At 60.1% G+C, this 17,232-nt stretch carries 13 protein-coding genes; 4 read left to right on the top strand and 9 right to left on the bottom strand.

The window, feature by feature from the left end:
- Nucleotides 1–153 precede the first annotated feature (153 nt).
- Nucleotides 154–390: a putative cation transport regulator ChaB gene (gene chaB / locus CYR55_RS10195; protein ID WP_101816037.1), complete on the bottom strand. Its 237-nt coding sequence runs from the start codon at nt 388–390 to the stop codon at nt 154–156.
- Between the two features lie 443 nt (nt 391–833).
- Between chaB and chaA the strand changes: the two genes are divergently transcribed.
- Nucleotides 834–1,934 (top strand): sodium-potassium/proton antiporter ChaA, encoded by a 1,101-nt coding sequence (chaA, locus tag CYR55_RS10190; RefSeq protein WP_101816036.1) that lies wholly within the window; start codon nt 834–836, stop codon nt 1,932–1,934.
- A 73-nt stretch (nt 1,935–2,007) separates the two neighbouring features.
- Here the strand turns inward: chaA and phoH are convergent, their stop codons facing one another.
- The 4 genes from phoH to efeU form a co-directional block, all read right to left on the bottom strand.
- Nucleotides 2,008–2,796 (bottom strand): phosphate starvation-inducible protein PhoH, encoded by a 789-nt coding sequence (gene phoH, locus CYR55_RS10185; protein WP_101816035.1) that lies wholly within the window; start codon nt 2,794–2,796, stop codon nt 2,008–2,010.
- Nucleotides 2,797–3,469: 673 nt separating this feature from the next.
- Nucleotides 3,470–4,807, bottom strand: coding sequence for an iron uptake transporter deferrochelatase/peroxidase subunit (efeB, locus tag CYR55_RS10180; protein ID WP_277622322.1), 1,338 nt, complete (start codon nt 4,805–4,807; stop codon nt 3,470–3,472).
- Between the two features lie 4 nt (nt 4,808–4,811).
- Complete coding sequence (gene efeO, locus CYR55_RS10175) at nt 4,812–5,945, bottom strand: iron uptake system protein EfeO (protein ID WP_101816034.1); 1,134 nt, start codon at nt 5,943–5,945, stop codon at nt 4,812–4,814.
- A gap of 38 nt (nt 5,946–5,983) precedes the next feature.
- A complete protein-coding gene (gene efeU / locus CYR55_RS10170; RefSeq protein ID WP_101816033.1) occupies nt 5,984–6,838 on the bottom strand; it encodes an iron uptake transporter permease EfeU in 855 nt (284 codons plus the stop codon).
- Nucleotides 6,839–7,240: 402 nt separating this feature from the next.
- Here efeU and CYR55_RS23970 point away from each other — a divergent pair, with 402 nt between their 5' ends.
- The gene (locus CYR55_RS23970) at nt 7,241–7,480 is read left to right on the top strand and encodes a hypothetical protein (RefSeq protein WP_101816032.1); all 240 of its coding nucleotides are present in this window, start codon (nt 7,241–7,243) and stop codon (nt 7,478–7,480) included.
- 60 nt (nt 7,481–7,540) lie between these two features.
- Nucleotides 7,541–8,086: a helix-turn-helix transcriptional regulator gene (locus tag CYR55_RS10160; RefSeq protein ID WP_101816031.1), complete on the top strand. Its 546-nt coding sequence runs from the start codon at nt 7,541–7,543 to the stop codon at nt 8,084–8,086.
- Nucleotides 8,087–8,162: 76 nt separating this feature from the next.
- On the opposite strand, the gene putP is transcribed toward CYR55_RS10160, so the two are convergent.
- A complete protein-coding gene (gene putP, locus CYR55_RS10155) occupies nt 8,163–9,647 on the bottom strand; it encodes a sodium/proline symporter PutP (protein WP_101816030.1) in 1,485 nt (494 codons plus the stop codon).
- Between the two features lie 718 nt (nt 9,648–10,365).
- Here putP and putA point away from each other — a divergent pair.
- Nucleotides 10,366–14,334 (top strand): trifunctional transcriptional regulator/proline dehydrogenase/L-glutamate gamma-semialdehyde dehydrogenase, encoded by a 3,969-nt coding sequence (gene putA / locus CYR55_RS10150; protein ID WP_101816029.1) that lies wholly within the window; start codon nt 10,366–10,368, stop codon nt 14,332–14,334.
- A gap of 570 nt (nt 14,335–14,904) precedes the next feature.
- Here the strand turns inward: putA and tcyN are convergent.
- The 3 genes from tcyN to tcyJ all read right to left on the bottom strand — a co-directional run bounded on the left by tcyN (nt 14,905) and on the right by tcyJ (nt 17,192).
- Nucleotides 14,905–15,660 (bottom strand): L-cystine ABC transporter ATP-binding protein TcyN, encoded by a 756-nt coding sequence (tcyN, locus tag CYR55_RS10145; RefSeq protein WP_101816028.1) that lies wholly within the window; start codon nt 15,658–15,660, stop codon nt 14,905–14,907.
- 2 nt (nt 15,661–15,662) lie between these two features.
- On the bottom strand, nt 15,663–16,325 hold the full coding sequence (gene tcyL / locus CYR55_RS10140) for a cystine ABC transporter permease (RefSeq protein ID WP_101816027.1): 663 nt from the start codon (nt 16,323–16,325) through the stop codon (nt 15,663–15,665).
- Between the two features lie 69 nt (nt 16,326–16,394).
- Nucleotides 16,395–17,192 carry a cystine ABC transporter substrate-binding protein gene (gene tcyJ, locus CYR55_RS10135; RefSeq protein ID WP_101816026.1) on the bottom strand — a complete coding sequence of 266 codons (798 nt, stop codon included), beginning with the start codon at nt 17,190–17,192 and terminating at the stop codon, nt 16,395–16,397.
- Between the last annotated feature and the right edge of the window lie 40 nt (nt 17,193–17,232).

Here is a 17,232-nt window from a genome sequence, read left to right as displayed (position 1 = left end):
ATTGCATGACAATATGCGTGACATTCTGTGAATTTTGCCCGTAAAACGCCCCTGGAACCGTTCCCAGCGCATAAGCATAGGCGGAGAAAGTCTAACGCCAAGGGGAAATGAGACCAGGCCGCCATGCTGCAGCCCGGCCCGGGTTTGGGGGGATTAATGTTTTTTCTTCGGATGCCAGTGGTCGTCATCGCCTTTCTGGTAATCATGCTTTACCGCAGCCCACGCCACTTTATGGGCGGTCTCTTCGCGGCTGTCATCACCACGGCGATCTTCCTTATCTTTATACTCGTCCCAGGCACTATTAAACGCTTCTTTATAGATATCCTGGGCGTGGGCCGGCAGCACATTGCGCACGTTGTCCGGCAGGTCGGTACGGGATTTATACGGCATGGTTCCTCCTGAATGCTCGTTTTGCAAAGACGCAGCCTTGTCAGGGCTGCGGGTTGCTGTAAGTGTAGATCATGGCAGATACCCTGCCCCGCCGGCAGCCATTCCTGTTTTTTCGCCGATCTCCTGGCAATAACCCTTATTTACTGCATAAAATCAGGCTAATCTTTTTTATATTTTGATTAATAAGACTATTATATAAATAATCATTCTGGACACACCGGTTAAAAGGCCCATAACGCGTGATATTACCCCTTCAGAAAGGCGCTATGGCAGTGAAACCAGTCCAATGCCGTAAAAGTACGTAAATTTCCCCCTGAATGCCCGCTAATTTGTTACGGTGCCAGCGTTTTCACCTGCCATGACTATACTTAGCGCCACCGGAGGCCGTTCACCCGGTGCGCCTTTCTGCCTTCACGCGATGCTGAATAAGGAGCCTCAGAACCATGACTTCGCCTGCTGCACCGGTTCGGGCCAAAACCCGACACAGTGAATACTCTCTGCTGTTACCCATCCTCGCCCTGGTCGTGCTGACGCTGTGGGGCAACGTCTCCAGCCTGCCGGCACTGGCGGGCATTAACCTGCTGGCCCTGGTCGGGATCCTGGCCAGCGCCTTCAGCGTGGTGCGCCATGCTGACGTGCTGGCACACCGGCTGGGTGAGCCCTACGGCTCGCTGATTTTGAGCCTCTCGGTGGTGATCCTGGAAGTGAGCCTGATTTCCGCGCTGATGGCCACCGGCGACGCAGCCCCGGCACTGATGCGTGACACGCTGTTTTCCATCCTGATGATCGTCTCCAGCGGGCTGGTCGGGGTATCGCTGCTGCTGGGTGGCCGCAAATTTGCCACTCAGTATGTGAACCTGGCCGGTATCAAACAGTACCTGATGGCGATCTTCCCGCTGGCGGTGATTGTGCTGGTGCTGCCCGCTGCCCTGCCCGGCGGCAACTTCTCGACCGCGCAGGCGCTGCTGGTGGCCGCCATCTCCGCCGCGATGTATGGCGTGTTCCTGCTGATCCAGACCAAAACCCACCAGAGCCTGTTTGTGTATGAGCATGAGGATGAAGGCGATGACCCGCACCACGGCAAACCGTCGGCCCACAGCAGTTTGTGGCACGGGCTGTGGCTGGTGGTGCATCTGGTGGCGGTGATCGCGGTGACCAAGTTTAACGCCACGCCGCTGGAGGGCCTGCTGGATGCGCTGAACGCCCCGGCGCAGTTCACCGGCTTCCTGGTGGCGCTGCTGATCCTCTCCCCCGAAGGGCTGGGGGCGCTGCGGGCGGTGCTCAATAATCAGGTGCAGCGGGCGATGAACCTCTTCTTTGGTTCGGTGCTGGCCACCATCTCCCTGACGGTGCCGGCGGTGACGATTATCGCTACCCTGACCGGCCAGCAACTGATCTTCGGGCTGGAGCCGCCGCACATCGTGGTGATGCTGGCGGTGCTGATGCTGTGCCAGATCTCGTTCTCCACCGGGCGCACCAATGTGCTGAACGGCACGGCGCACCTGGCGCTGTTCTTCGCCTACCTGATGATCATTATGCAGTGACGCAAAAAAGGCCGCAGTCTGCGGCCTTTGGAGGGGGTGTTGCTGTCAGGGCCGGGTGACCCGGCCGTCATGGTCAGGAATAGGCATGCAGCGTGCGCTGGCAGAGCGCCGAACGGACGCAATCCTCTTTGGTGAAGCGGATAATACTGATCATCTCATCCTCTTCGAAGCGCTCCAGCGCATCACTCAACCCCGATTTCACGCCGCGGGGCAAGTCACACTGGGTAATGTCGCCGTTAACAATCACGGTGACGTTTTCACCCAGGCGCGTCAGGAACATCTTCATCTGGCTGGCGGTCACGTTCTGCGCTTCGTCCAGAATCACTACCGCATTCTCAAAGGTGCGCCCGCGCATATAAGCAAACGGGGCGATCTCCACCTTACCAATCTCCGGCCGCAGGCAGTACTGCATAAACGACGAGCCGAGGCGGCGCAACAGGATGTCATACACCGGCCGGAAATAGGGGGCAAACTTCTCCGACACATCGCCGGGCAGGAAACCGAGGTCCTCGTCGGCCTGCAATACCGGGCGGGTTACAATGATCCGATCAACTTCTTTATGAATCAGTGCTTCAGCGGCCTTGGCCGCGCTGATAAAGGTTTTCCCACAACCCGCCTCGCCGGTGGCGAAGATCAATTGCTTGGTCTCTATAGCGGATAAGTACTGACCCTGCGCTTCCGAGCGGGCTTCTATAGCAGAGGTGTCGCGGCTATCACGCGCCATACCGATGGTTTCTACCCCGCCCATTTCGACCAGGGAGGTAACGGACTCTTCCTCACGCTGCCGGTGGCTGCGTGCATCACGGCGGATTACGCGTTTTGCTTCACGACGCGCTTTGATCACTGCTTTCTGTCTTCCCATAGTGGCACCTTACAGTTTGTTTCACCTAGCGTTGCGGCATACATTCACCGCAGACGACTACTCGAATAACAGGTTTCACATACAGATGAGGTTGGTCCCCTTTAAGACCGCATTGGCCAATGAAAATGGTGCGTCCGGGTTCGCCTGCCGGGCGTTGCTGCCCTGGGGGCATGGCATTGCACCATGAAGAGAGGTTGTGCTGGCAGAGGTATCCTCCGCAGACAACGTTTTCATGCACTGATATGACAAAGGGGGTTAAACGGGTTGATAGGGAATGATGCGTGCCGAAAATGGCGGTGGCGAGGGGGCTGCCCTCATGACGACGAGTGAAAGAGTGAATGCCTGAACGTTTACCTAACAGCCCAATCATGGACTCTCGCATCAGCGCTCCTCGCAATGAAGGCCGGCATCGCTGCCGTACACCGGTTTCGGTTCACTGCCGCAATCGGGCCGGCAGTTACTCTGAGTATAATGACTCTTTATTCATTAGTGTTACAGTTGTGTAAATATTTATGAGGCAACGGTTCAACTGATGATTTTTTGACCGCCGAATCAGCCGACTGCGTGGGTACGTGTACGCCCCTGCGCTGCGCCGATAAGCAGAATGCATAAAGCAGGCCACCCGAAGGGGCCTGCTTTGCTTATGGATAGGAAATCATCACGGCGCGGGGGATCAGGCCTCCAGCAGTGCCTGTGCCAGGATCTGCCCCGGTGCCACGCCGGGCAGCGCAAAGAAGTAACCGCCGCCAATCGGGCGGATGTACTCCTCAAGCGCCTCCCCATTAAGGCGCTTTTGCACCGTCAGGAAGCCCTTTTCCAGGTCATGCTGGTAGCAGACGAACAGCAGGCCCATCTCCAGCTGGCCGGAATTCGACACGCCCTGCGAATAGCTGTAACCCCGGCGCAGCATCAGGTTGGCCGCGGTTTCCGGGGTGCGCGGGTTCGCCAGCCGGATATGCGCATCCAGCGGGATCACCTTGCCCTCCGGGTCACTGGGGTAATCCGGCACATCCTGCTCATGTTGCATCCCGAGCGGCGCCCCGCTCAGTTTCTCACGGCCGAAAATGGTCTGCTGCTCCTGCAACGGGGTGCGGTCCCAGAACTCCACATGGAAACGGATAATACGCACCGCCTGGTAGCTGCCGCCCACCGCCCAGGCCGGTTCCCCCTGATCAGGTGTCACCCAGACAGCCTGGTCCATCAGCGCGCTGTTCCGGGTGTCCGGGTTGGCGGTGCCGTCCTTGAAGCCGAGCAGGTTGATCGGCGTCTCTTTGCCGCGGCTGCGCGCCGCATGGGACGAGATAAACCCCTCGCGCCGCCAGCGCACGCTGAGCAGATCCGGCGTGTGCTTGATGATGTCCCGCAGCGCATGGATCACCGTGTCGCTGTTATTGGCGCAGATCTGTAACAGCAGATCGCCGTGGCACTGGGCCGCATCCAGCGAGTCATTCGGGAAGCGCGTCATGCGTTGCAGGCGCAGCGGTTTATGGGGAGCCAGCCCGAAACGTTCATCAAACAGCGCGTTGCCGAGTGACACGGTTATCGTCAGGTTGTCCGGGTAGATCTGCGCCCCCATCACGCCGGAATCCAGCGGCGGCAGCCGTGGGTCCACGGAGGGCGCTTCGCCGCCGTGGGTCAGGAAGGCGATACGGTCAGTGAGCAAGGCAAACAAACGGCGCAAGGCCGCCTTATCGGCAGCCAGCACGTCAAAGGCCACCAGCATCATTGACGCCTGCTGCGGCGTCAGGATGCCGGCCTGATGCGGGCCGTGGAACGGCTGGCGCGTCCAGCGGTCATCCGGTGACAGCGTGCCCGGCGCAGAGACCGGCTTTTCGGCCTGCGTGCTATCAGCCTGCGTACTATCAGCCTGCGCACTATCAGCCTGTGCCGTGCGGCCCAGGGCCAGCGCCCCGCCCGCTGCGCCCATGCCCAACAGCAAACGGCGGCGGGAGAGCGACGCCGCGCCGTGTGCCCCAAACGGGCAACCGCCGGAAGAAGTCGGTTTGCTCACGGTGTTAATCCAGCCCCAGCACGCCGCGCAGTTTGGCCAGATCTTCCGCCAGCGCGGTGATCGGCCCTTTCATCGCATTACGGTCAGCGGTGGTGAGTTTGTCATAAGATTCAAACCCCTGCGGGGTGCGGTATTTCGCCAGCAGGCCATCCACTTTGCTGAAGTTGCCGTCAATCTGCGCCAACAAGGCGGGGTCAGTTTTCTGCAACAGTGGCCGCAACAGGCCCACAATTTTCTGTGCGCCGTCGATGTTGGCCTGGAAATCCCACAGGTCAGTGCGGCTATAGCGATCCTCTTCGCCGCTGATTTTGCTGGCCGCTACTTCCTCAATCAGCCCGGCCGCGCCACCCACCACCTTGTTCGGTGGGAAGGTGAGATCGTTAATGCGTTTTTGCAGATCCTGGGTATCTTTCAGCAGGCGATCGGCGAAAGGCGCACCGCCTTCGGTGGTGTTATCCCCAAACAGGATCTTCTCCAGGCGGTGGAAGCCGGTGAAGGCCGGGTCTGCGGCTTTCTGTTCGAAGTCATCTTCACGGGCGTCGATGCTGCCGTCCAGATCAGAGAACAGTTCGGCAATCGGCTCGATGCGCTCATAGTGGCGGCGGGCCGGGGCATACAACGCCCGGGCGGCCGCCAGATCGCCGCGTTTCACCGCGTCGGTGAAGGCCTGGGTCTGGATAACCAGCTGGCTCACCTCGCCCATCACATAGACTTTATACTCCGCAATCGGCCCGACCAGCGCCAGCGCGTCCGGTTTGGCGGCGGCTGCTGCCCCGGCGGCCGTGACAGTGAGCTTGCCTTTCGGGTTGCTCAGCAGGCCGCAGGTCATGTCATAGTCGCCCGGCTCCAGCGTCGCCGTCATCTTCTGGGTAAAGCCCGGCGCGATGTTTTCGCGCTCCTCCACCACCAGCACCCCTTTCAGGATCTCCCACTCCAGCCCTTTCTGGCTGGTGTTACGCACCACAAAGCGGGTTTTACCGGCCGGTACGGTGAGGTGCATCGGCTCACACTGCGTATCATTGACCGTGACATTGACCTGGCGCACGTCGTCTGCCTGGGCGGCTGCGCTGAGGAAACACGCCGGGATCGCCAGCAGGGTAAGGTGCAGCGCACGGCGGCGCATAAAACGGGATAACATAGGCATAACGGTGAATACTCCCTGACCAGAATAAAAAATTAATGACTGTTTTTTTGCCCGGCTGCCGTGGCTGCCGGAACGTTATCGGAAGGCAGGAAAAACAGAATCAGCGCCGGGATCAGGTAAGCGAAGTAGACCACCACTTCACTCACGGTCGGCGCTTCCTGATAACCAAACACCCCTTCCAGCAGGGTGCCGGTCAGTGAGTGGGTTGAGAGCACCGCGCTGAGATCAAAGGCCACACTCTGGAAACCGTTCCACAGCCCTGCCTCATGGAAGGCGCGGATAGCCCCGGCCGCCAGCCCTGCGGCCACCAGCAGGATAAACAGGCTGCTCCACTTAAAGAAGCGCGCCAGATTAAGCCTGACCCCACCCCAGTAGATCAGGCCGCCCAGCACGATGGCGCACCCCAGCCCCAGCAGCGCGCCGATGGGTGCCGCGATGCCGACATCCTGCTGGAATGCCGCCAGCAGGAAAAACACCGACTCCAGCCCCTCACGCGCCACCGCGAAGAACACCATGGCCACCAGCGCCCACGCCTGCCCGCGCCCGCTCCGGCGCTTTTCCAGCGCCTGGTCGATCGCCTGCTCCAGCTGCACCTTGACAGAGCGTGACACCTTGCGCATCCAGAACACCATATACGTCAGGATACAGACGGCCACCACCGCCACCAGCCCTTCAAACAGCTCCTGCTGTTTCTGCGGGAACTCCCCGGTGGTTTCGTTGATCACAATACCCAGCGCCAGGCAGAGCACTGCCGCCGCAATGATCCCTGCCCACACCGCGCCAAGCCAGTGGCCGCGCCGGGTACGTTTCAGGTAACCGGCAATCAGGCTCACAATCAGCGCGGCTTCCAGCCCTTCGCGGAACATAATCAGAAATGGTACGAACATACCTGCTACCCCAGATAAATGGCCGCAACCGGCCCATGCGCTCTGTAAAGAAGAGTAAAACAAAACGAGAGTGATTATCATTCCAAAAAAAAGAAAAGCAAGAGCCCGCCTGTGGTTTTCTGTGAATAAACCCGCTTTGCCCTGCCCGCCTGTCTGGAAACAGGTACTCACACTTTCTGCAACTGGCCACGCCGTTTACATATTTTTCTGGAAGCATTTTTTAATTTTATAATTTTCAACAGGTTAACCCTTCACGCCTGCGTGCGGCTCCCGCACACTCACGGCGCGCCCCGGGCTATTACGGCCGGGCGCCGTGGGGCCTCTGCCAAAGAGATGCCGCCACGTAACGGTGTTGACAACCGTCAACAGAGGATTTATCTTACCCACACTAACCGGAGGGCGATGAGAACTCACCCCAATAAGCATATTCAGGCAGCCATTGAGTATGCGTTATCACAAGGCTGGACATTCCTTGAAGGCCGGGGCCATGCCTTTGGCAGGCTATATTGCGGCACGCCACATCATAGGGAACATATGATGAGCGTCTGGTCTACCCCTGCCGTTCCGGAGCGCCATGCGTGCCAAATCCGGCGCAAGGTTGACAGCTGCCTGCCTGAGGGCGGCATGTCAGTTACTCGTTAATCAAGGCGGGAAACCGCCTTTTAACCCGCAGGTCGGGAAGCCGCCTGTTAAGGAGCATTGATGCCCGTTTACCATTTTTCGCTGACGCTGGCCGGGGTCACCCCGGCGACGCCCAACCTGGAGCAACACTTATTTGAGCAAGGATGTGAAGATGCGCTGATTTGCGCCTATAACCAGACGGTTTACCTGGAGTTTGACCGTGAAGCCGACGATTTCAGCAGTGCGCTGCTGAGCGCCGTGCGTGACTGTGAAGCCGCCCCGTTGCGGGCAAGCGTTGTCGCGGCAGATGCCGATCTGGTCGGGCTGAGTGATATTGCGGAACTGACCGGGATGACCCGGCAGGCGATTGCCCTGTTAAAAGAGGGAAAACGCGGCACCGGTAACTTTCCGTCACCGGTGCAGCGCCTGAAAGGTGCGTCCCCGCTCTGGCGCTGGGCGGAGGTGGCGGCCTGGCTGGCTGAACAGCAACGCCTGCCGCCTGAAATGGCTGACAATGCGCGCCAGCTGGCGGCCCTGAACCTGGCCCTGCAGCTGCGCGCTAAAGAGCAGCGCGCCGCTGCCCGGCACTGGGCGCTTCAGCTGGCAGCCCTGCCGCACACGGCCTGACAGCCCTGTGCAGCCGGGTAACCCGCTATGGCCGGGCGGCGCCCTGGCCGGCGACGCACGTTACCCGGCCGGTGGCTTAACGGGTATGGAACTCTTCTTCCGCGAGGCGGAAACGCTCAGTAACGACCTTAGACGGCAGGCGGCCCATCAGACTCACCACCACAATGGCGATGCTGGCAAACAGGAAGCCCGGGATAATTTCATACAGATCCAGCCAGGCGTACTGTTTCCAGACAATCACGGTAATGGCCCCGACCAGCATCCCGACCAGTGCGCCGTTACGGGTCATGCGGGACCACATCACAGAGATCAGAATCACCGGGCCAAAGGCCGCACCAAAACCGGCCCAGGCGTAGCTGACCAGCCCCAGTACGCGGTTTTCCGGGTTGGCGGCCAGGGCAATCGCGACCAGCGCCACCACCAGCACCATCAGGCGCCCGACCCAGACCAGCTCACGCTGGCTTGCGCCTTTGCGCAGGAACGCCTTATAGAGATCTTCCGTAATGGCGCTGGAGCAGACCAGAAGCTGGCAGCTCAGGGTACTCATGACCGCTGCCAGGATGGCAGAGAGCAGGATGCCGGCGATCCACGGGTTGAACAGGATTTTTGCCAGTTCAATAAACACACGCTCGCCGTTTTCCGACACATTGCCGGCAAGCGTTGGGTTGTTATTAAAATAGGCGATGCCGAAGAAGCCCACGGCAATGGTGCCGGCCAGGCAGAGGATCATCCAGGTCATGCTGATGCGGCGGGCATTACGGATGGTGTGGTGGGAATCCGCTGCCATGAAACGCGCCAGGATGTGCGGCTGGCCGAAGTAGCCCAGCCCCCAGCCCAGCAGGGAGAGGATGGCCACCACATTCAGGCCTTTGAACATGTCTACATACGCCGGGTTTTTGGCCTCAATCACCAGCATGGAGGTGTCGATGCCACCGACCGCCATGATCACGATGATCGGTGTCAGGATCAGGGCGAAGATCATCAGGGAGGCCTGCACGGTGTCTGTCCAGCTTACGGCCAGGAACCCGCCGATAAAGGTGTAGACGATCGTGGCGGCTGCCCCGGCCCACAGGGCGGTTTCATAGCTCATGCCGAAGGTGCTTTCAAACAGGCGGGCACCGGCCACAATGCCGGAGGCACAGTAGATGGTGAAAAACACCAGGATAACGATCGCGGAGATGATGCGCAGCAACTTGCTTTTGTCTTCAAAGCGGCTGGTGAAATAGTCCGGCAGCGTCAGGGCGTTATTGTTGGCTTCGGTATGCACCCGCAGCCGGCCGGCCACCAGCTTCCAGTTAAGGTAAGCACCCAGCGTCAGGCCGATGGCAATCCAGCTTTCGGAGATGCCGGAGATAAAAATGGCACCCGGCAGGCCCATCAGCAGCCAGCCGCTCATGTCGGACGCGCCGGCAGAGAGGGCGGTCACCACACTGCCCAGGCTGCGGCCGCCCAGGATGTAATCATCAAAATTATTGGTGCGGCGGTATGCCAGCAAGCCGATGACCACCATTCCCAGGATGTAGACCAGGAAGGTCACCATCATTGGCGTATTAACTGTCATGTGTTTTCTCCACGTACTTTTTAATCGGATTCACGCGGGGGGTCCCTGTGAAACGCCCTGTCTCTCCTGGCGGCCGGCACTGCCGTCAGGCGTAAGAAGATACCGGAACGGGGTATCATGTTGTGTTGCACTTGTTTTATGACTGCTTTTTGCGTGTCGTGACTTTCTGAAAAACCACGCCAACGGCTGGGGTAATACCCTGTTGTTTTTTTCGTCTACCCTGTCTGCTGCGCGGCACATCCTAGATGAGGTTACCGTGCCGCGCCAAGGCATTTAACATTCAGGAAACATAAACCTTACGCCGCATCACACAAATAATCACCGGCGGTTGTACTCAGTAGCACTTCCGGGGTATCACCGTGATACTGCCCCACATCAAAAACGGGGCCCTGCGTTCAGGCCACGCCGGGCCTGAGGCGGGCGTAATCAGAATGCCGTGTTACCCCGGCACGCCAATTCTTAAGCAATAACTGTGCCTGTTTATTTTGTTAACAGAATTTGGTGTAAAAAGCGGCATGAATCCTGCATAAATTACATTTAGAGCACATAGCAAAAACAGGGTTGCACAAAGTTGCAACATGAACCCCAGGGGCGCTATTCTCTGCGCAGTTTTTTTCGCGTTTTAACAGAAACCCTGGTCTTGTCAGAAACCGGGAATATTTTCCGAATCCCGGCGCATCTCTTCTTAAAGCAGTATCGACTACAGGAGTCAGTTGGCATGGGCACTACCACAATGGGCGTGAAGCTGGACGAAGCCACACGCGACCGCATCAAAACTGCCGCGCAACAGATCGACCGGACGCCGCACTGGCTAATCAAGCAGGCCATTTTTACTTATCTGGAACGGCTGGAGAGTGGCGAGGCGTTACCGGAATTTGCGGCGGCAGGCGCTACGGCGGCAGAGGGCGATGAAGTGGCTGCCCTGCCCACCAGCGATGCCCCCCAGCCTTTCCTGGAATTCGCTGAGCAGATCCTGCCGCAGTCGGTGAACCGTGCGGCTATCACCGCTGCCTACCGCCGCCCGGAGACGGAAGCGGTGCCGATGTTGCTGGAGCAGGCGCGCCTGCCTGCCCCGCTGGCGGAGTCTACCCATCAGCTCGCTTACCGCATCGCAGAGAAGCTGCGGCACCAAAAAGGGGCAACCGGACGCGCCGGAATGGTGCAAGGGCTGCTCCAGGAGTTCTCCCTCTCCTCACAAGAGGGCGTGGCGCTGATGTGCCTGGCCGAGGCATTACTGCGTATTCCTGACAAGGCGACGCGCGATGCACTGATCCGGGATAAGATCAGCAACGGTAACTGGCACTCCCACCTCGGCCGCAGTTCCTCTCTGTTTGTCAACGCGGCGACCTGGGGGCTGCTGTTTACCGGCCGCCTGGTCTCTACCCACAATGAGGCCAACCTCTCCCGCTCGCTGAACCGCATTATCGGCAAGAGCGGCGAGCCGCTGATCCGCAAAGGTGTGGATATGGCGATGCGCCTGATGGGTGAACAGTTTGTGACCGGGGAGACCATTGCCGAGGCGCTGGCCAATGCCCGTAAACTGGAAGAGAAAGGGTTCCGCTACTCCTATGACATGCTGGGTGAGGCGGCGCTGACGGAAGCGGATGCGCAGGCCTACCTGACGTCCTACCAGCAGGCGATCCATGCCATCGGCAAAGCCTCCAATGGCCGCGGCATCTATGAAGGGCCGGGCATCTCGATCAAGCTGTCGGCGCTGCACCCGCGTTACAGCCGCGCCCAGTATGAGCGCGTGATGGACGAACTCTACCCGCGCCTGCTGGCGCTGACCTTGCAGGCACGCAAGTATGACATCGGCATCAACATCGACGCCGAAGAGGCTGACCGGCTGGAGATCTCGCTCGATCTGCTGGAAAAACTCTGCTTTGAACCGCAGCTGGCCGGCTGGAACGGCATCGGCTTTGTGATCCAGGCCTACCAGAAACGCTGCCCGTTCGTGATTGACAGCCTGATCGACCTGGCCGGCCGCAGCCGCCGCCGCCTGATGATCCGTCTGGTGAAAGGCGCCTATTGGGACAGCGAAATCAAACGCGCCCAGATGGACGGCCTCGAGGGCTACCCGGTCTACACCCGCAAGGTCTATACCGACGTCTCCTACCTGGCCTGCGCCCGCAAACTGCTGGCGGTGCCGAACCTGATTTACCCGCAGTTCGCCACCCACAACGCCCACACACTGGCGGCGATCTACCACCTGGCCGGCAATAACTACTACCCGGGCCAGTATGAGTTCCAGTGCCTGCACGGCATGGGCGAACCGCTGTATGAGCAGGTGGTGGGCAACATTGCCGACGGCAAGCTGAACCGCCCGTGCCGCATCTATGCGCCGGTGGGCACCCACGAGACGCTGCTGGCCTATCTGGTGCGCCGCCTGCTGGAGAATGGGGCGAACACCTCCTTTGTTAACCGCATCGCCGATGCCACCCTGCCACTGGAAGAGCTGGTGGCCGATCCGGTCAGTGCGGTGGAGGCGCTGGCTGCCCAGGAGGGGCAGATTGGCCTGCCGCACCCACGCATTCCGTCGCCGCGTGAGCTGTATGGTGACGAGCGCGTTAACTCCTCCGGCCTGGATCTTTCCAATGAACAGCGCCTGGCTTCCCTCTCCAGTGCCCTGCTCAGCACTGCCGCGCACCCGCTGAATGCGGAACCGCTGATCGATGCCGAGAAAGAGGCCGGCGAGGCGCAGCCGGTAATTAACCCGGCGGAACCACGTGATGTGGTGGGCTATGTGCGTGATACCACCGAGGCGGAGATCAGCCGGGCGCTGGACGCCTCTGCGGCGGCCGGGCCGATCTGGTTCGCAACCCCGCCGGAAGAGCGTGCTGCCATCCTGTCACGTGCGGCGGAACTGATGGAAGCGCAGCTGCAAAACCTGCTGGGCGTGCTGGTGCGCGAGGCGGGCAAAACCTTCAGCAACGCAATTGCCGAAGTGCGCGAGGCGGTAGACTTTCTGCACTATTACGCCGGGCTTATCCGCCAGGACTTCGCCAATGACAGCCACCGCCCGCTGGGGCCGGTGGTGTGCATCAGCCCGTGGAACTTCCCGCTGGCGATCTTTACCGGCCAGATTGCCGCCGCGCTGGCGGCAGGCAACAGCGTGCTGGCCAAACCGGCAGAACAGACGCCGCTTATCGCTTCGCTGGCGGTGAAACTGCTGCATGAAGCGGGTGTACCGGCCGGGGTGCTGCAACTGCTGCCGGGTGACGGTGCCACCGTAGGGGCGAAACTGGTGAATGATGCCCGCGTACGCGGCGTGATGTTTACCGGCTCCACGGAAGTCGCGTCGCTGCTGCAACGCAACATCGCCGGCCGCCTTGACCCGCAGGGCCGCCCGACGCCGCTGATTGCCGAAACCGGCGGGCTGAATGCCATGATCGTTGACTCCTCCGCGCTGACCGAACAGGTCGTCACGGACGTGGTCGCCTCTGCCTTCGACAGCGCCGGTCAGCGCTGCTCGGCCCTGCGCGTGCTCTGCGTACAGGATGAGGTGGCGGAACACACCCTGCAGATGCTGCGCGGCGCCATGGCCGAATGCCGCATGGGCAACCCGGAGCGCCTCTCCACCGACGTTGGCCCGGTGATTGATGCCGAAGCCAAAGCCAATATCGAAAAACACATCAACGCCATGCGTGCCAAAGGCCGCAAGGTCTATCAGGCAGCGAAAGCCAATGCGCAGGATGAGAAAGAGTGGCCGCTCGGCACCTTTATTAAACCGACGCTGATTGAGCTGGAGAGCTTTGACGAGCTGAAACGCGAGATCTTCGGCCCGGTGCTGCACGTGGTGCGTTATTCCCGCCAGAACCTCGACGGCCTGATCGACCAGATCAACGCCGCAGGCTATGGCCTGACGCTGGGCGTGCATACGCGCATCGACGAGACCATTGCCCGCGTGACCAGCAAGGCGCGCGTCGGCAACCTCTACGTTAACCGTAATATGGTGGGCGCCGTGGTGGGCGTTCAGCCGTTCGGCGGCGAAGGCTTGTCCGGTACCGGCCCGAAAGCCGGTGGCCCGCTCTACCTCTACCGCCTGCTCTCCAGCCGTCCGGATGATGCGGTGCACCGCACCCTGACCCGCCAGGATCAGCAACTGGCGCTGGATTCCAGCGCGCGCCAGCCGTTGCAGGCCCCGTTACAGGCTCTGAAAAACTGGGCAGACGCGCAGCAGCTGACGCCGCTGTCGGTGCTGTGCCAGCACTACGCCGACTGGGCGCAGGGCGGCACCGTGCGTACCCTGCCGGGGCCGACAGGCGAGCGCAACACCTACGCATTGATGCCGCGTGAGCAGGTGCTCTGCCTGGCAGACGATGAGAACGATGCCTGGACGCAACTGGCCGGTGTGTTGTCGGTGGGCAGCCGGGTGCTATGGCCGGAAGGCGAGATGCAACGGGCGCTGTTCAAACGACTGCCGCAGGAGGTGCAGGCGCGCATTGACTTCACGCCGGACTGGCAGGCAGGCAATGCCGAGTATGACGCAGTGATCCACCACGGCGATTCCGATCAGCTGCGTGCGCTGTGTGAGCATGTGGCCCAGCGCGCCGGGGCGATTGTGTCGGTGCAGGGCTTCGCCCGTGGTGAGACGCATCTGTTGCTGGAGCGTCTGCTGCTGGAGCGTTCACTGAGTATTAATACCGCGGCGGCGGGGGGCAATGCGAGTTTGATGACCATTGGGTGATGGGAGTGAGGCGCGGGGAACCGCGCCTTTTTTGTTTTTGGGATCGAGGTGTGTTGCGTTGGCATACTTCCGACGTCTTTCTGTGGCCCCGCTGCCGCCACCGCGCAAGGGGCGCGTAAGCGCCCGCCCCTTGCATCCCCGCGCTTTGGGTGCCCCGGCTGAATCATTGGACGCTACCGCGTCTCCCCTCATTTCGCCTACGGGCTAATCGGGCCGCCGCAGACACGCTCCCGGCGTGGCTGCGACTCTCGCACACATCCGTGTGTGCTCGCCCGGCCCTGCGGCTCCATTCGGCAATGATTTTTACGCCCCCACCAGACTGCAAATTCCTGGCTATGTAAGGAAATGGTAGGTGGAGATTTTTACGCGTCCTGCCCGCTCGCCCGGCCCTGCGGCTCCACTCGGCAATGATTTTTACGCCCCTACCAGACTGCAAATTCCTGGCTATGTAAGGAAAAAGTTGGGGGATGTTTTTGTAGCGGTAGATATTTTTCGCCGGGGTGGATATACGGGGTATTTGGGAAAATAGAAAGAAGAAATAAAGGTGCGGGGGTTCCCGCACCTTTTTGATTATGACTGGTTCAGGAATTTGTCCAGGAACTGGCGGGTGCGGGCGTGTTGCGGGTTGGCGAACAGCGCTTTGGCCGGGCCTTGTTCGACGATGCGGCCGTTGTCCATGAAGATGGCGCGGTCGGCGACGTCGCGGGCAAAACTCATCTCGTGGGTGACGATCACCATGGTGCGGCGCTCCTGGGCCAGCGCGCGAATGGTGCTCAGCACTTCGCCTACCAGCTCCGGGTCGAGGGCGGAGGTCGGTTCGTCAAACAAAATCACCTCCGGGCGCATCGCCAGCGCGCGGGCTATCGCCACGCGCTGCTGCTGCCCGCCGGAAAGACGGCGCGGGTAAGCACTCTCCTTCCCGCTCAGCCCCACTTTCGCCAGCAACTCGCGGGCGCGCTGCTCCGCCTCGGCGCGCTTCTCGCCCTTCACAATCACCGGGCCTTCAATAATATTCTCCAGCACCGACCGGTGCGGGAACAGATTAAAGTTCTGGAACACAAACCCAACCTGCTGGCGCAGGGCGCGCACCTTCTGCTTCTGCCGGTTCAGTGACTGCCCGCCGTCAATCGTTATCTTGCCGACGCTGATGGTGCCGCCGTCCGGCACTTCCAGCAGATTAATACTGCGTAACAGCGTGGTCTTGCCGGAACCACTGGGGCCGATGATCGCCACCACTTCCCCGGCATTCACCGACAAGTCGATCCCGTGCAGCACCGTATTGCCGTTAAAGGCTTTGGTCAGGTTCCTTACATCAATAGCACTCATGGTTACTCCTGATCCTGTCGGTTAACCCGGGCTTCCAGCCGGTTTTGCAGCGCGGACAGCAGCGTCGCCAGCACCCAGTACACCAGCGAGGCGGCTAAATACATGGTGAACACCTCAAACGTGCGCGACGTGATCAGCTGCGCCTGGCGGAACAGCTCCGGCACCTGAATGGTCGCCGCCAGCGATGTGTCTTTCACCAGACTGATAAAACTGTTGCCCAGCGGCGGCAGCGCAGTACGGGCCGCCTGCGGCAGAATCACCCGGCGCAGCGTCTGCCACGGCGTCATGCCGATACTGGCGGCGGCTTCCCACTGCCCTTTCTCAATCGACGAAATTGCCGCGCGCAACGTTTCGGAGGTGTAGGCCGCCGTATTCAGCGACAGCCCAATCATCGCCGCCGGGATAGGATCCAGCTCAATGCCGAATTGCGGCAGGCCGTAGTAAATCATGAACAACTGGGCAATCAGCGGTGTGCCGCGGAAAATCGACACATAAATCCGGGAGAGCCAGGCCAGCGGCCAGAAACGCGAAAGGCGCATCAGCGCCAGCATAAAACCAAGGAACAGGCCAAAGGCCATGCCGCCAATACTGAGCTGAAGGGTAAACAGCGTCCCCTTCAATAAAAAGGGTGCTGAATCCAGCACCAGTTGAATACTTTCTTGCATCTGTCGAACCCTGTCGGCGTACTACGCCGGAGGTGAAAATAGGCCGGCGATCGCTCACCGGCGCGGGGGTTATTTGGTGACGTCAGCACCGAACCATTTTTCAGAGATTTTTTTCAGCGAGCCATCCTGCTGCATGTCAGCAATCGCTTTATCGATGGCGGCCAGCATCTGTGGGTTGCCTTTGCGCAGCGCCACGCCTGATTCCAGGCGGGAGAAAGCCGGGCCGGCGACCGCCATCGTGTTGCCGGTTTTCTTCACCAGATCCAGTGCCGCCAGGCGGTCTACCAGAATGGCGTCGGTGCGGCCGAAGCGCAGATCCTGGTATTTGGTCGGGTCATCGTCATAGGTACGGATGTCCACGCCTTTCACGTTCTCACGCAGCCACTGCTCATAGTTGCTGCCAAGGCCGACGCCCACTTTCTTGCCGGCAAGATCGGCCGGCTTGGTGATGCCCGCTTCGTTGCCTTTCTTGGTCAGCGTCTGGATGCCGGAAACGGTGTACGGGGTGGAGAAGTCATACTTCTTCTTGCGCTCATCGGAAATCGTGACCTGGTTGATCACCACATCGATGCGCTTGGAATCCAGCGAGGCGAGCATCCCGTCCCATTTTGTCGGGGAGAGTTTGGCCTTCACGCCAAGGTGCTGCGCCAGCGCCTCGGCAAATTCCACCTCAAAACCGGTAAGTTTGCCGTCTTCCCCCTGGAAGCTGAACGGCGGATAGGTGCCTTCCAGGCCCACCACCAGCGTGCCGCGCTGCTTGACCTGATCAAGCTCATCAGCCGCGAAGGTTTTACTGACCATGCCGCTGGTCAGGGTTACAGCCATCATGCCCAACAGTAAATGACGACGAAATACGGAAACACCCATAGCTACCCCTTTTACGTGTTAATTATTTTGATTTCAGCAT

The organism is Chimaeribacter californicus, assembly GCF_002858675.1.
Taxonomy (GTDB): Bacteria; Pseudomonadota; Gammaproteobacteria; order Enterobacterales; family Enterobacteriaceae; genus Chimaeribacter; species Chimaeribacter californicus.
Note: the sequence above shows the minus strand (reverse complement) of the source record. Positions and strands in the feature narration are given on the sequence as shown.

Excerpts from the sequence above, each read along its gene's own strand:
- efeO (WP_101816034.1), bottom strand. The coding sequence starts at position 5,945 with ATGTTATCCCGTTTTATGCGCCGCCGTGCGCTGCACCTTACCCTGCTG.
- CYR55_RS10160 (WP_101816031.1), top strand. The coding sequence starts at position 7,541 with ATGCCCGTTTACCATTTTTCGCTGACGCTGGCCGGGGTCACCCCGGCG.
- tcyJ (WP_101816026.1), bottom strand. The coding sequence starts at position 17,192 with ATGGGTGTTTCCGTATTTCGTCGTCATTTACTGTTGGGCATGATGGCT.
- phoH (WP_101816035.1), bottom strand. The coding sequence starts at position 2,796 with ATGGGAAGACAGAAAGCAGTGATCAAAGCGCGTCGTGAAGCAAAACGC.
- CYR55_RS23970 (WP_101816032.1), top strand. The coding sequence starts at position 7,241 with ATGAGAACTCACCCCAATAAGCATATTCAGGCAGCCATTGAGTATGCG.
- putP (WP_101816030.1), bottom strand. The coding sequence starts at position 9,647 with ATGACAGTTAATACGCCAATGATGGTGACCTTCCTGGTCTACATCCTG.
- tcyL (WP_101816027.1), bottom strand. The coding sequence starts at position 16,325 with ATGCAAGAAAGTATTCAACTGGTGCTGGATTCAGCACCCTTTTTATTG.
- chaB (WP_101816037.1), bottom strand. The coding sequence starts at position 390 with ATGCCGTATAAATCCCGTACCGACCTGCCGGACAACGTGCGCAATGTG.
- putA (WP_101816029.1), top strand. The coding sequence starts at position 10,366 with ATGGGCACTACCACAATGGGCGTGAAGCTGGACGAAGCCACACGCGAC.
- chaA (WP_101816036.1), top strand. The coding sequence starts at position 834 with ATGACTTCGCCTGCTGCACCGGTTCGGGCCAAAACCCGACACAGTGAA.
- tcyN (WP_101816028.1), bottom strand. The coding sequence starts at position 15,660 with ATGAGTGCTATTGATGTAAGGAACCTGACCAAAGCCTTTAACGGCAAT.
- efeU (WP_101816033.1), bottom strand. The coding sequence starts at position 6,838 with ATGTTCGTACCATTTCTGATTATGTTCCGCGAAGGGCTGGAAGCCGCG.